Source organism: Alsobacter sp. (genome assembly GCF_059501845.1).
This window is the reverse complement of the sequence record NZ_JCACDK010000011.1, coordinates 509068-522052: the sequence shown is the minus strand read 5'-3', so window position 1 is coordinate 522052 and position 12985 is coordinate 509068. Positions and strand designations below refer to the sequence as shown.

The window sequence follows — 12985 nt, the reverse complement described above, 5'->3', positions numbered from 1 at the left end:
CTGTTCCCGGGCGGACCGGACCGCTATAGCAGGCCCCGACCCGAGAATCGCGGGCCGCCCGCAGGACACTTTCGATGACCCACACCGGCTCCGACGCGCGCCCCTTCGACGACATCCGCGAGATCATCCGGCTGGCGCCCGGTCCCGACCAGACCGCCGCTGCGGCAGTGCGGGAGCGCGACGCGCAGCTCACCAAGCCTCCGGGGAGCCTCGGGCGTCTCGAGGAGATCGCCGAGTGGCTGGCGGCGTGGCAGGCCCGTGCCCCGGCCCGCGTGGATAAGCCGCTCGTGTGTGTCTTTGCCGGCAATCACGGCGTGGTCGCGCGCGGCGTCTCGCCCTATCCGCAGGCCGTCACCCGGCAGATGCTGGAGAACTTTGCCGCGGGCGGCGCCGCCATCAACCAGATCTGCGCCACCTTCGACATCGGCTTCAAGGTGTTCGACCTCGCACTCGACCTGCCGACCGGGGACATCACGGTGGAGCCGGCGCTCGACGAAAAGTCCTGCGTCGCCACCATGGCCTTCGGCATGGAGGCCGTGGCGGACGGCTGCGACCTGCTCGGGCTGGGCGAAATGGGCATCGGCAACACCACCGTGGCCGCCGCCATCTATGCCGCCCTCTATGGTGGCGACGTGAAGCGGTTCGTCGGCCGCGGAACGGGGGTGGACGACGACGGGTTGGCTCGCAAGGTCGCGGCGGTAGAGGCGGCGCTCGCTACCCATGCGGGGCAGTACGACGGGCCGCTCGAGCTGATGGCGCGGCTCGGCGGGCGCGAGATCGCCGCCATCGCCGGTGCCATCCTGGCCGCCCGCGTGCAGCGGATTCCGGTGGTGCTCGACGGCTATGTCGTCACCGCGGCCGCCGCCGTTCTGCACGCCGAGAACCCGGAGGCGATCGACCACTGCATGGCCGGTCACGTCTCGGCGGAGGGCGCGCACCGCGAGGTGCTGGAGCGGCTGGGCAAGCGGCCCATCCTCGACCTCGGCATGCGGCTTGGCGAAGGCAGCGGCGCGGCGCTGGCCATGGGCGTCATCAAGGCCGCTGCCGCCACCCATGCCGGCATGGCGACGTTCGCGCAGGCGGGCGTGTCGGACAAGGATTGACGCCGGGAGCTGCTTCGCTGCGCTCCCCATGACGGTTGAGCCGTCAGGCTCACGCAGCCCGGCGGCCACCGCGGGGGCCGGACTGGGGGCCGGGGGCGGGGCGCTGCGTCTCGGGAACGGCCACGGCCGCCAGCGTGTCCATGACGCGCGAGGCCGGGAAGGTCACGACGGCTTCCGTGCCTTCGCGGAGCTTCGACTTCAGCACCAGCGTGCCGCCATGCATGTCGACCAGCCCCTTGACGATGGGCAGGCCGAGGCCGGTACCCTGCTCGGCCGTCTTGATGGCGAGTGACCCGCGCCCGAAAGACTGCAGGACGATCGGGATCTCCTCTTCGGGAATGCCCGGCCCGGTGTCCCGGACGCTGAGATACTGACCACCCGAGGCCGTCCAGCCGACCTTCAGCTGGATCTCGCCGCCCTGAGGCGTGAACTTGATGCCGTTGGAGAGCAGGTTCAGCACCACCTGCCGCACGGCACGTTCGTCCGCCCAGAGGCGGGGCAGGTTGGGCTCGATCGCCTCGGCGATGACGATGCCGCGTGCCTTGGCGCGCATCTGCAGCATGTGCCGGCAATCGTCGACAACATGGGCGAGGTTCACCGCCTCTTCCTTCAGCTCGTAGCGGCCCGCCTCGATGCGGGAGAGGTCGAGGATCTCGTTGATGATGTCGAGCAGCAGCTGGCCGCTGGCATGGATGTCGTTGGCGTACTCCCGGTAGGCGGGCACCTGGTGCTGGCCGAAGAGCTCGCTTTTCATCACCTCCGAGAAGCCGAGAATGGCATTTAGCGGCGTGCGGAGCTCGTGGCTCATCGTCGCCAGGAAGTGCGACTTGGCGATGTTGGATTCCTCGGCGCGGCGGCGGGCCTCGTCGGAGTTCGCCTTGGCCTGCTCCAGCTCGGCGATCAGCGCGTCCTTCTCCGCCCGGAACTCCAGCGTGGCCACGGTGGTGCTGTAGAGCTTGTTGGCGAGCACCAGGAAGTAGAGCTGCCCGCCGCCCGCCATCAGCGTCATCGTCACCCATTCGATGTTGTCGGAGGGGATGAGGTACCCGGCGATGACCGCCGTCAGCGGCAGGATGCCGGCATAGACGGCCAAGGGAATGCTGGAGGCGAGCATCACCGTGACGGCCGTGATCAGCAGCGCCACGAACAGAAGGAAGGTGCGGGCGGCATCCGCCTGCATGGACAAGAGCATGTTGAGCAGGAAGGCCCAGGACATGCCCTGGACCAGCTCCGCCATCACGAACCGTCTTCGCCAGCTCGCCACGGTCCGGTCGTCGGGCCGCCGGCTGAGGAAGCGGCGGCAGACGATCAGCATCAGGCTGGTGCTGGTGGAGACCACCGTCAGCCAGATCATGACGCGGGCGAGGTCGAGCCAGATGCTGGAGGCCGCGCCGATGGCGATGGCCAGCAGCAGCAGCAGGGTCGAGGCGTTGCGGTGCGTCTCGGCGAAGAGGCGCAGCAGCTCGTGGTCGAAGGCGCGCTCGAGCCCGGTGGTGGAGGTCAGCTTCTCGCGGAGCGCGCGCAGCTCACGCGTTGCCCGGCGCCGTTGCGCCACAGCCTCGGGATCAGCCCCGCGGCCGCGCTGAATGATCTCCGGGGTCAGCTCGGTCATGCTCTCGCGACGTCGACGGGGAAGCCCGTTCGCCGCATCCTGTGCCCCAACCGTTAATGCGAACCTGACGGAATCACCGAAATTCCGACGTTTCCGAGATCTCGCAGGCACTTCACCGTGAAGCGCGGACCGCTGTGGCGCCATCACAGCAGGCCGGCTTGAGGGCCGCCATGCGTGTCCGGAGGCCTCGATGGATGCGGGGCGTACCTGCCGCCGCTCTGGCCGGGCTGATCGCCGGGCTGACCGGCACGCTGGTCACAAGACATGGCGAAAGCCAGACTTTTGAGGGCCGGGCGGTCGCGGTCGACGGTGATTCGCTTCGGATCGGCGGGACGCGGCTCAGGCTGCTCGGCATCGACGCACCCGAGCTCGCCCAGACATGCAGCCTCGGCACGACGCAAATGGAGTGCGGACAGGACGCCCGCCGGGCGCTCGCGAGCCTCGTCGGGAACGGTCCCGTACGCTGCGATAGCCAGGCCGCCGACACCTATGGTCGCCGGCTGGCTCATTGCCTCGCCGGGGGACGGGACATCGCAGCAGCCATGGTCTTGGCCGGGCAGGCCGTCAACACCGGCGGCTACGGCGCCGAGCAGAGGCAGGCACGGGAGGCGCGGGCCGGTCTGTGGCGGACGCGGTTCGAGATCCCGTCGGACTGGCGTGCGGCGAATCCGCGCGAGGGCGGCAGCTGAGACACAGATTCGCGTTCTGCGGGTAACAGGCCGATCTTGCAGCGGAAAGTGGCAGCGTGGCCGTTCGAAGATGCTCGCGCTCGGGCCATTGACGGGCGCGCCGCGCGGGCGGAGCATTGCGGGATGGCAGCAGCAGCCCGGGCAGGACGTGCAGGCCCCTCCATCCCTGACGACCGTCCCGTGAACGTCGTTGACGAGTTCGCCGCGGATGTCGCGGCATGCCGCCGGTGCGTGGAGGCTCCCGCCGGCAAGCCGCTTCCGCACGAGCCGCGCCCGGTCCTGCGGATCGGACGTGGAACCGCGCGTCTCGTCATTGCGGGACAGGCGCCCGGCGTCCGCGTCCACGCCAGCGGCAAGCCCTTCGACGATCCCTCCGGCGTACGCTTGCGGGGCTGGCTCGGCCTTGACGACGCGATGTTCTACGACGACTCACGCGTCGCCATCGTCCCGATGGGGTTCTGCTTCCCGGGCCTGGACCCGAAGGGATCGGACCTGCCGCCCCGGCCGGAATGTGCCGCCGCCTGGCATACGCGCCTGTTCGACCTGCTGCCCAGACCCACGCTCCTCGTCGGGCTCGGGCGGCATGCCCAGGCGTGGCACCTGCGCCGTCTCGGACGGCCCGATCTGCTCGCGCCCACGCTGGACGGGACGGTGGCGAACTGGCGCGCTATCCTCGACGCCACGGACCTGATGCCCCTGCCGCACCCATCCTGGCGGAACTCGGGATGGCTGAAGCGCAATCCGTGGTTCGAAGCCGAGGTGCTGCCGGTGCTCAGGGAACGCGTGGCGCTGGCGGTATCCGGGAGGGAGGGCAGGCCGTGAGGTTCGAGACGCTTCGCTACGAGGTTGCCGGCCGTGTCGCGACGGTCATTCTCGACAGGCCCGACAAGCTCAATGCGTTTAACGCGACGATGCATGCCGAGCTGCGCGAGGCGCTCTCGAGGGCGGCGGGAGACGACGATGTCGTCGTCGTGGTGCTCACCGGGGCGGGCAAGGCCTTCTCGTCGGGACAGGATCTTTCAGAGAGCCTGCCGCGTGACGCGGACGGCCGGATCGACCTCGCTCCGCCAATCGAGAGGGACTACAACCCGCTCGTGCAGACGCTCGCGTCGTATCCCAAGGTGACGATCGCTGCGCTGAACGGCCCGGCCGCCGGCGCGGCGGCCAACATTGCGCTGGCCTGCGACCTCGTCGTCGCCTGCCGCTCGGCGACGCTGCACGAGGCTTTCGCCCGCATCGGCCTGCTTCCCGACGCGGGGGGCACATGGATCCTGCCCCGGTTGGTCGGAACGCGGCGTGCCCTCGCCATGATGCTGCTGGCCGACCCGGTGCCGGCAGACGCCGCCTTCGCGATGGGGCTCGTGACCCACCTCTTCGACGACGACGCGTTCCGCGACGGGCTGGACGCGCTGGCGGCCCGGCTGGCGGATGGCCCGTCCCTCGCGCATCGCCTCACCAAGCAGGCGGTCGCGGCGAGCCTTGGCAACGACCTCGCGGCACAGCTGGACCTCGAGAAGCAGTTGCAAAAGCAGGCCGGCGCCAGCGACGATTTCATCGAAGGCGTCACGGCTTTCCGGGAAAAGCGCAAGCCGCGCTTCAAGGGGCGGTAGGGCCGGGCGCGGGGCGGGTTCGCGAAGCACTTAAATCTGCCCGTTGAGCATGAGAAGGTTCAGGCCGCGTTCAGGCAGGCCGGACGAGTGTCGGCCTGCGGCGCGAACTCCTTCCAGGCGGTCCCTTCCATGCGTACCCGGTTGTTAGCCTTCGTCTTCGGCCTTCTCGCGCTCGCCTCCGCACCGGCAGCCCTGGCGCAGAACCGTGTCGCGCTCGTCGTGGGCGAAAGCGCCTATGACGACAGGGCGCTCCCGACCGCGGCCAATGATGCCGGCCTCGTCGCGCAGGACCTGCGCACGGCGGGCTTCGACATCGTCCAGGGCGCCGATCTCGATCTCACCGGACTGCGCAAGAGCGTGCGGGACTTCCTCGACCGGGTGGAATCGGCGGGGCCGGGCACCACCGCCCTCGTCTACTTCTCAGGCCGCGGCGTGCAGTTCGAGGGCGAGAACTTCCTGGTGCCTGTCGGCGCCAGGATCGACAGGGTGAGCGACATCCCGATCGAGGCGTTCCGGGTGTCGGACCTGATGCGCTCGCTGGAGGGACTGCCGGCCGACCTGCGGATCGTGATGCTCGACGCCGGGCGTCCGTTTCCGGCACCCCAGGACAACCAGCCTCTGGCGCGCGGGCTCGCACTCGTCGATCCACCCCAGGGATTTGCCGTGTCGTTTTCGACTGCGCCTGGCGAAGTGGCCGAGGACGGGCAGGGGCCGTATGGGCCCTACGCCACCGCTTTCGTCGAGATGATCCGGCAGCCCGGCCTGTCGCTGCCCGAACTCTTCGGGCGGATCCGCCTGCGCGTCCACGAGCTGACGCAGGGCGCGCAGACCCCCTGGGACGTGGTGAAGTCGGACACGCCGTTCGTCTTCCTCGCCCCGCAGGAGGGCGCCGCGGTGCCTCCGCCTCCGCCACCGCCGCCCGCCCGTGACTTCGCCTCCGTGGGCGACCAGGAGGCCTATGGGATCGCGCTGGAGCGCGACACCATCCCGGCCTACCAGGACTTCCTGCGGGCCTATCCGGACAGCACCTTCGCGCCACGCGTGAAGCGGCTGCTCGCGCAACGGCGAGAGGCCCTGACATGGCAGCGCACCGTTGCCCGCGACACGCCGGACGCATACTGGACCTATCTGAAGCGCTATCCGCGCGGGCTTCACGCAGCGGACGCCCGACGCCGGCTGGCGCGCCTCTCGGCGGCAGCCGAGCCGCCGCCGGATTTCGGCGGCATCGAATACGACCTTCCGCCGCCCCTGGCCGGTATCGAATCCTATGAGTGGGAGGATCGTTACGACTACCCGCCGCCTCCGCCGCCGCCGGTCTACATCCTGCCGCCCCCGCCGCGGGAGGTGGTGATCCTTCCGCCGCCGCCGCGCGAGCCCGGCTACCTGCCGATCCCCGTCCCCATCCCGGTGCCCGGCTGGGTGCGGCCGCCGCGGCCGCCGCGGGATCCCGTCGTCATCGTGCCCGGTCTCGACAGGCCGAGGCCACGGCCGCCCGTCGTGATCGATCCCGGATTCCAGCAGGGGCGGCCGGACCCCGCCAGGCCCTCCCTGCTGCAGCCGCCGCCGGGTTCGCTCAACGATGCCGATCGCCGCCGCTGGGAGCAGCAGCAGCAACAGCTTCTGCGCGAGGAGCAGCGCCGCATCCGGGAGCAGCGCCGCAGCCAGGAGGAGACCATCCAGCAGCAGCGGCTGCAGGACCAGCGCCGGCAGGAGGAACTGCTTCGCCGCGACCAGCAGCAGCAGCAGATCGACCGCAGGCAGGAGGAGCTGCGCCGGAGGCAGCAGCAGGACGATGCCCGCCGTGCCCGCGAGGACGATTTGCGCCGCCGCGCCATCGACCAGCAGCGGCAGCGCGACCTCGAGCGTGGACAGGACCTGATCCGCCGCGACCGGCAGCAGCAATTGCAGCAGAGAGAGCAGCAGTTCCAGGAGCAGCAGCGCCGGATGATGCAGCAGCGCGACCGCGAACAGGGTCAGCAGCAGCGCATTCAGCGCGAGATGGATCGCCGCCAGCAGCAGGACCTCCAGCGCCAGCAGGAACAGATGCAGCAGCGCCAGCAGCAGGACCGCCAGCGCCAGCAGGAGCAGATGCAGCAGCGCCAGCAGCAGATCCAGCAGCAGCAACAGCGTCAGCAGGAGCAGATGCAGCGCCAGCAGGAGAACATGCGGCGCCAGCAGGAGCAGCAGCAACACCAGCAGGATAACATGCAGAGGATGCTGCAACAGCGCCAGCACGAGCAGCGCAGCCGCGGCAACGAGTGCGGCCAGGCGGGCCTGCCGCCCTGCCGGTAGGTGTTACGTCATTGCGAGCGAAGCGAAGCAACCCAGGCCTGTTCGAGCATTGAAGCCGCGGCTGGGTTGCTTCGTCGCTGCGCACCTCGCAAGGGCGGGGTGCGCTTACTCCTCCAGTCGCGCGAGCAGGCTGGAGGTGTCCCAGCGGCTTCCGCCGAGCTTCTGCACCTCGGCATAGAACTGGTCCACGAGAGCCGTGATGGGCAGCTGGGCTCCGTTGCGGCGGGCCTCGGCGAGGCAGATTCCGAGGTCCTTGCGCATCCAGTCGACGGCAAAGCCGAAATCGTATTTCCCGGCATTCATCGTCTTGTAGCGGTTCTCCATCTGCCAGGACTGCGCAGCGCCCTTGGAAATCACCTCCACGACCGCCTCCGGATCGAGCCCGGCGCGCTTGGCGAAGTGCATGCCTTCCGCGAGGCCCTGGACGAGGCCTGCGATGCAGATCTGATTCACCATCTTGGTGAGCTGGCCCGCTCCCGACGGGCCAAGCAGCCGGCACTGCCGGGCGAAGCTCATGATCACCGGCTCGACGCGCCGGAAGGGCTCCTCGTCTCCGCCGCACATCACGGTGAGCACGCCGTTCTCCGCCCCGGCCTGCCCGCCTGAGACGGGCGCATCGATGAAATCGACTCCCTTTTCCTTCGCCGCGACGTGAAGCTCGCGCGCGACTTCGGCGGAGGCGGTGGTGTGGTCGACGAAGACGGTGCCCTTCTCCATGCCGGCGAAGGCGCCGTCGGGGCCGGTCGTTACCTGCCGCAGGTCGTCGTCATTGCCGACGCAGGCGAACACGATCTCCCGTCCCGCCGCCGCCTCGCGCGGGGTGGCAGCCGACCGGCCGCCATTCTCGGACGCCCAGCGCTCCGCCTTCGCCGCCGTGCGGTTGTAGATCGTGACGTCATGGCCCTTGGAGGCGAGGTGGCGCGCCATGGGGTAGCCCATGACGCCCAGACCGAGGAACGCGACTTTCGCCATGACGGATCTCCGTGAAGGTGCGGCCCGGGGGCCGGATGCTGTGCCGGCCTCCCCATAGCATCAATGGCGTGGAGGGGGAGAGGGGAGGAGCGAGGCGACGGGATCCCCCGGGCGTCACATCGGAGGCGTTTCTCACCGTTCCCGCAGCCGCTCCTCCGCCCAGGCGAGATCCGCGGGCGTGTTGACGTTGGCAAAAGCCTCGTCGTCGTCGAACCGCACGGTGGAATGGGGCAGACGCGAGAGGAGGTCGCGGACGGCACGGACGTCCTCGTGCAGCGCCTGCGAGACCGCGTCGAGCGCCGCAGTGCGCCACAATGCGACGACGGGGTGACGCCCCTCCCGGGATTCCGCCACGGCGGCCAGATCTGCCGTTCCGAGGCCCGCCGCGAGCACGGCCACGAGGTCGCCGGGCAGGAAGGGACAATCGACGGGGATTGTCGCCACCAGTTCGAAGCCCGCCGACCTTCCGAAGGCCAGCGCCGCCTCGATGCCGGCGAGCGGGCCCGGGAAGTCGCTCCTGCCGTCGGGCAGCACGGCAGCTCCCTCGAGCACGGCATGCGGCAGGGGGCCGTTCGCATTTACGGCCACCATGGCCACCTGCGGCCGCAGGATCGCCAGCGCATGCGCGACCAGCGGGCGCCCGGCCAGCAGCACGCCCGCCTTGTCCCGCCCCATGCGTCGCGACAGCCCTCCTGCCAGAACGACGCCTGCGATCCGCCTGCTTTCGGCCACGCCCACCGCCCAGTCCTGCGTTGACCCATCCCGGCGACACTTTACATAGACGCCGGTGCGCCGTCGCCGGCGCGACCGGAGCCAAGCTCGTGATCACCGAAAAGGACGTTCTCGCCGCGTTGTCCGCCGTCCCCGGACCGGACGGGCGAACGCCGCTGTCGCAGTCCGGCCTTCTCGGCGGCATCTCCGTCCAGGCCGGCAAAGTCTACGTGACCATCACCGCGGACCCCGGCCGGGCGAAGGCGCTGGAGCCGATGCGGCAGGCCGCCGAGGAGGCGGTGAAGCGCATTCCCGGTGTGGCAGGCGCCCTCGTCATGCTCACGGCCGACCGCCCGGCCGGCGAGGCGTCCCAGGGCAGGCCAGCTCCGGCGCAACCCGGCCCGCGCGCCCAGGGAGCGACGGCGAAGGCCGCCATTCCGGGCGTCGGCAAGATCATCGCGGTCGCCTCCGGCAAGGGCGGCGTGGGCAAGTCGACGACGGCCGCCAACCTGGCGCTCGCACTGGCGCGACTAGGCCTGCGCGTGGGTGTCCTCGACGCCGACATCTACGGCCCGTCCATGCCGAAGATCTTCGGCCTGCATGACAAGCCTGAGGTCATCGATGGCCGGACCATGCGCCCGCTCACCGGATACGGGATGAAAGTCATGTCGATCGGCTTTCTCGTCGATGAGGAGACGCCGATGATCTGGCGCGGACCGATGGTGATGTCGGCGCTGCAGCAGATGATGCGCGAGGTGGACTGGGGCGAACTCGACGTGCTCGTCGTCGACATGCCGCCCGGCACCGGCGATGCCCAGCTCACCATGGCCCAGTCGGTCTCCCTGGCGGGCGCCGTCATCGTGTCGACGCCGCAGGATCTGGCCCTGCTCGATGCGCGCCGGGGCATCGCGATGTTCAAGCGGGTGGACGTGCCGGTGCTCGGCATCGTGGAGAACATGTCGACCTTCATCTGCCCGCATTGCGGCGAGCGGTCCGACATCTTCGGCCATGGCGGGGCGCGGCACGAGGCGGAGCGGCTCGGCGTTCCGTTCCTCGGCGAGGTGCCGCTGACCATGGCGATCCGCGAGACCTCCGACACCGGCCGGCCCCTCGTCGCCACCGATCCCGACGGGCCGGTTGCCTCGGCCTATCTCGCCATCGCAGGGCAGGTAATGGCCACGCTGGAAGGCCGCCCGGCACGCCAGCCGCCGAGAATCGTGCTCGAATGACGCCTGTTCCAGGTCATACCTTCGTCTAAGGCCCGGTTGCGCGTGTGAATGGGGTCCGGCACAGTCCGGCCATTGCATCGGCCCTTTGCTGGGCCAGTGTCGACAAAAGCAAGGCCCGGAGCACCGGGCCGTTTCGTTCGGAGGATCGTTCATGAAGCGCAGGCAGTTCATCAAGACCGCCGGGGTGGGCCTTGCGGCGGGCGCGATTGCCAGCCCCGCCCTGGCGCAGTCGATGCCTGAGGTGAAGTGGAGGCTGGCGTCGAGCTTCCCGAAGTCGCTGGATACGATCTACGGGGGCGGCGAGACGCTGGCCAAAACCGTGGCGGCCCTCACCGACAACAAATTCCAGATCCAGGTCTTTGCCTCCGGCGAGATCGTCCCGGGGCTGCAGGCCCTCGACGCGACGCAGAACGGCACGGTCGAGGCCTGCCACACCGTGTCGTACTATTACGTCGGCAAGGACCCCACTTTCGCGGTGGCGGCCTCCGTGCCCTTCGGCCTCAACGCGCGCCAGCAGAACTCCTGGATGTACCAGGGCGGCGGCATCGAGCTGATGAACGAGTTCTTCAAGAAGTACAACGTGACCGGGCTGCCGTGCGGCAATACGGGCACGCAGATGGGCGGCTGGTTCCGCAAGGAGATCAAGACCGTCGCCGACCTGCAGGGCCTGAAGATGCGCATCGGCGGCATCGCCGGACAGGTGTTGCAGAAGCTCGGCGTCGTGCCGCAGCAGATTGCCGGTGGCGAGATCTATCCGGCGCTGGAGAAGGGCACCATCGACGCGGCCGAGTGGGTCGGCCCGTATGACGACGAGAAGCTCGGCTTCAACAAAGTTGCGCCGTTCTACTACTACCCCGGCTGGTGGGAAGGCGGTCCGTCGGTGCACGCCATGTTCAACCTCGACAAGTACAACGCCTTGCCGGCGCAGTACCAGGCCGCCCTGCAGGCTGCGGCGGCCTACACCAACACCTGGATGCAGGCGCGCTACGACCAGCAGAACCCCGGCGCACTCAAGCGTCTCGTCGGCGCCGGCGTGCAGCTGCGGCCCTTCCCGCAGGACGTCATGGAGGCCTCCTACAAGGCGTCGAACGAGCTCTATACCGAGATCAGCGCCAAGAACGAGGACTTCAAGAAGGCGATCCAGGCAATGATCGCCTACCGGAACGAGGAGTACCTCTGGTTCCAGGTCGCCGAGTTCACTTACGACAACTTCATGATCCGCGCCCGCGCCCGCGGGCAGTAGGACGGGATCGCCCGCCATCCCGGGCACGCCGCAGGCTGAAGCTTAGCGGCGTGTCCGGGGTCCAGGTCCACGGTGGACCGAGTTTCGAGATCCCGGACTTTGCGGCGGCTTCGGCCGGCGTGACAGGGAGCTGACAGATTTTCCCCAGCAGCGTCAGCCTTGCAGCGCGCGCCCGCTCTGCTATGCGTTGACCGTGGTCACCCCGCGCACCAGAAGCATAGCGCAGCGGGGTCCCGGGAGGATCGACATGACCTTGAAGCGCCGTGATTTCGTGAAGGTGGCCGGTGCGGGAGCCGCCGCCGCAGTGATTGCCAGCCCTGCCATTGCCCAGTCCCAGCCGGAAATCCGCTGGAGGCTGACATCCAGCTTTCCCAAGTCTCTCGATACGATCTACGGCGCCGCCGAGGTGTTCTCGAAGGCCGTCTCCGATGCGACGGAAGGCAAATTCCAGATCCAGGTTTTCGCGGCAGGCGAAATCGTCCCCGGGCTGCAGGCCCTGGACGCCGCGCAGAACGGGACCGTCGAGCTCTGCCACACCGCGCCCTACTACTATGTCGGCAAGGACCCCACCTTCGCGTTCGCAACCGCGGTGCCCTTCGGCCTGAACTCGCGGCAGGAGAACGCCTGGTTCTACCATGGCGGCGGCCTCGACCTGATCAACAACTTCCTCAAGGCCTACAACGTCACCACCTTCCCCGGCGGCAATACGGGCTGCCAGATGGGCGGCTGGTTTCGCAAGGAACTCAAGACGCCGGCCGACTTCAACGGCCTGAAGATGCGCATCGGCGGCCTTGCCGGGCGGGTGCTGCAGAAGCTCGGCGCGGTGCCCCAGCAGATCGCCGGCGGCGACATCTACCCGGCGCTGGAGAAGGGCACCATCGACGCTGCCGAATGGGTCGGGCCCTACGACGACGAGAAGCTCGGGTTCAACAAGGTTGCGCCGTTCTATTACTACCCGGGCTGGTGGGAAGGCGGCGCGGCCCTGCACTTCATGATCAACACGGCCAAGTGGAACGAGCTGCCCAAGGCCTACCAGAGCATCGTGACGTCGGCGGCCGGCTACGCCAATGTCGACATGCAGGCCAAGTACGATGCCCGCAACCCGGGAGCCATCAAGCGCCTCGTCCAGGGCGGCGCTCAGCTGCGCCCGTTCTCGCCCGAGATCATGGATGCCTGCAACACGGCTGCCAAGGAGCTCTACGCCGAGATCTCCAAGGACAACGCCAACTTCAAGACCATGCACGACGCCTACATGGCCTTCAAGAACGACGCGTATCTGTGGTTCCAGATCGCCGAATACTCGTTCGACACCTTCATGATCCGCTCCCGTGCCAAAGGGTGAGGGGAGGTTCATGAAATCCGCGATGGAGCGCGCGTCTCCAGACGCGCCTTCGTTATGGGCGAGGGAAGGGCGGGTCTGAAGACCCGCGCTCCACTCTCGTCCTGCGCGGGCCTGGAGCGCGCGTCTTCAGACGCGCCTTCGTTATGGGCGAGGGAAGGGCGGGTCTGAAGACCCGCGCTCCA

11 protein-coding genes are annotated in these 12985 nt (G+C 68.8%); 8 read left to right on the top strand and 3 right to left on the bottom strand.

From position 1 onward, the window contains the following. The first annotated feature begins 74 nt into the window (after positions 1 to 74). Positions 75 to 1103 (top strand): nicotinate-nucleotide--dimethylbenzimidazole phosphoribosyltransferase, encoded by a 1029-nt coding sequence (gene cobT / locus AC5JCN_RS09955; protein ID WP_495754871.1) that lies wholly within the window; start codon positions 75 to 77, stop codon positions 1101 to 1103. Positions 1104 to 1152: 49 nt separating this feature from the next. Here cobT and AC5JCN_RS09950 read toward each other — a convergent pair whose 3' ends face one another. Continuing rightward, on the bottom strand, positions 1153 to 2715 hold the full coding sequence (locus AC5JCN_RS09950) for a sensor histidine kinase (protein WP_495754870.1): 1563 nt from the start codon (positions 2713 to 2715) through the stop codon (positions 1153 to 1155). Between the two features lie 194 nt (positions 2716 to 2909). On the opposite strand from AC5JCN_RS09950, the gene AC5JCN_RS09945 reads away from it, so the two are divergent. From AC5JCN_RS09945 to AC5JCN_RS09930, 4 genes are all read left to right on the top strand, one after another. Next, on the top strand, positions 2910 to 3404 hold the full coding sequence (locus tag AC5JCN_RS09945; protein WP_495754869.1) for a thermonuclease family protein: 495 nt from the start codon (positions 2910 to 2912) through the stop codon (positions 3402 to 3404). 123 nt (positions 3405 to 3527) lie between these two features. Next, complete coding sequence (locus AC5JCN_RS09940) at positions 3528 to 4226, top strand: uracil-DNA glycosylase family protein (RefSeq protein WP_495754868.1); 699 nt, start codon at positions 3528 to 3530, stop codon at positions 4224 to 4226. Then, on the top strand, positions 4223 to 5014 hold the full coding sequence (locus AC5JCN_RS09935; protein ID WP_495754867.1) for an enoyl-CoA hydratase-related protein: 792 nt from the start codon (positions 4223 to 4225) through the stop codon (positions 5012 to 5014). The genes AC5JCN_RS09940 and AC5JCN_RS09935 overlap by 4 nt, the downstream gene beginning before the upstream one ends. A 129-nt stretch (positions 5015 to 5143) precedes the next feature. Beyond that, positions 5144 to 7306: a caspase family protein gene (locus AC5JCN_RS09930; protein WP_495754866.1), complete on the top strand. Its 2163-nt coding sequence runs from the start codon at positions 5144 to 5146 to the stop codon at positions 7304 to 7306. A gap of 105 nt (positions 7307 to 7411) precedes the next feature. Here the strand turns inward: AC5JCN_RS09930 and AC5JCN_RS09925 are convergent, their stop codons facing one another. Next, a complete protein-coding gene (locus AC5JCN_RS09925; protein WP_495754865.1) occupies positions 7412 to 8278 on the bottom strand; it encodes an NAD(P)-dependent oxidoreductase in 867 nt (288 codons plus the stop codon). 132 nt (positions 8279 to 8410) lie between these two features. After that, positions 8411 to 9016, bottom strand: a complete 606-nt coding sequence (gene mobA, locus AC5JCN_RS09920; RefSeq protein ID WP_495754864.1) for a molybdenum cofactor guanylyltransferase MobA — start codon at positions 9014 to 9016, stop codon at positions 8411 to 8413. Positions 9017 to 9099: 83 nt separating this feature from the next. Between mobA and AC5JCN_RS09915 the strand changes: the two genes are divergently transcribed. The 3 genes from AC5JCN_RS09915 to AC5JCN_RS09905 all read left to right on the top strand — a co-directional run bounded on the left by AC5JCN_RS09915 (position 9100) and on the right by AC5JCN_RS09905 (position 12803). Then, positions 9100 to 10218: an Mrp/NBP35 family ATP-binding protein gene (locus AC5JCN_RS09915; RefSeq protein ID WP_495754863.1), complete on the top strand. Its 1119-nt coding sequence runs from the start codon at positions 9100 to 9102 to the stop codon at positions 10216 to 10218. A gap of 151 nt (positions 10219 to 10369) precedes the next feature. Beyond that, on the top strand, positions 10370 to 11461 hold the full coding sequence (locus AC5JCN_RS09910; protein ID WP_495754862.1) for a TRAP transporter substrate-binding protein: 1092 nt from the start codon (positions 10370 to 10372) through the stop codon (positions 11459 to 11461). Positions 11462 to 11714: 253 nt separating this feature from the next. After that, positions 11715 to 12803: a TRAP transporter substrate-binding protein gene (locus AC5JCN_RS09905; RefSeq protein WP_495754963.1), complete on the top strand. Its 1089-nt coding sequence runs from the start codon at positions 11715 to 11717 to the stop codon at positions 12801 to 12803. Positions 12804 to 12985: the final 182 nt, after the last annotated feature.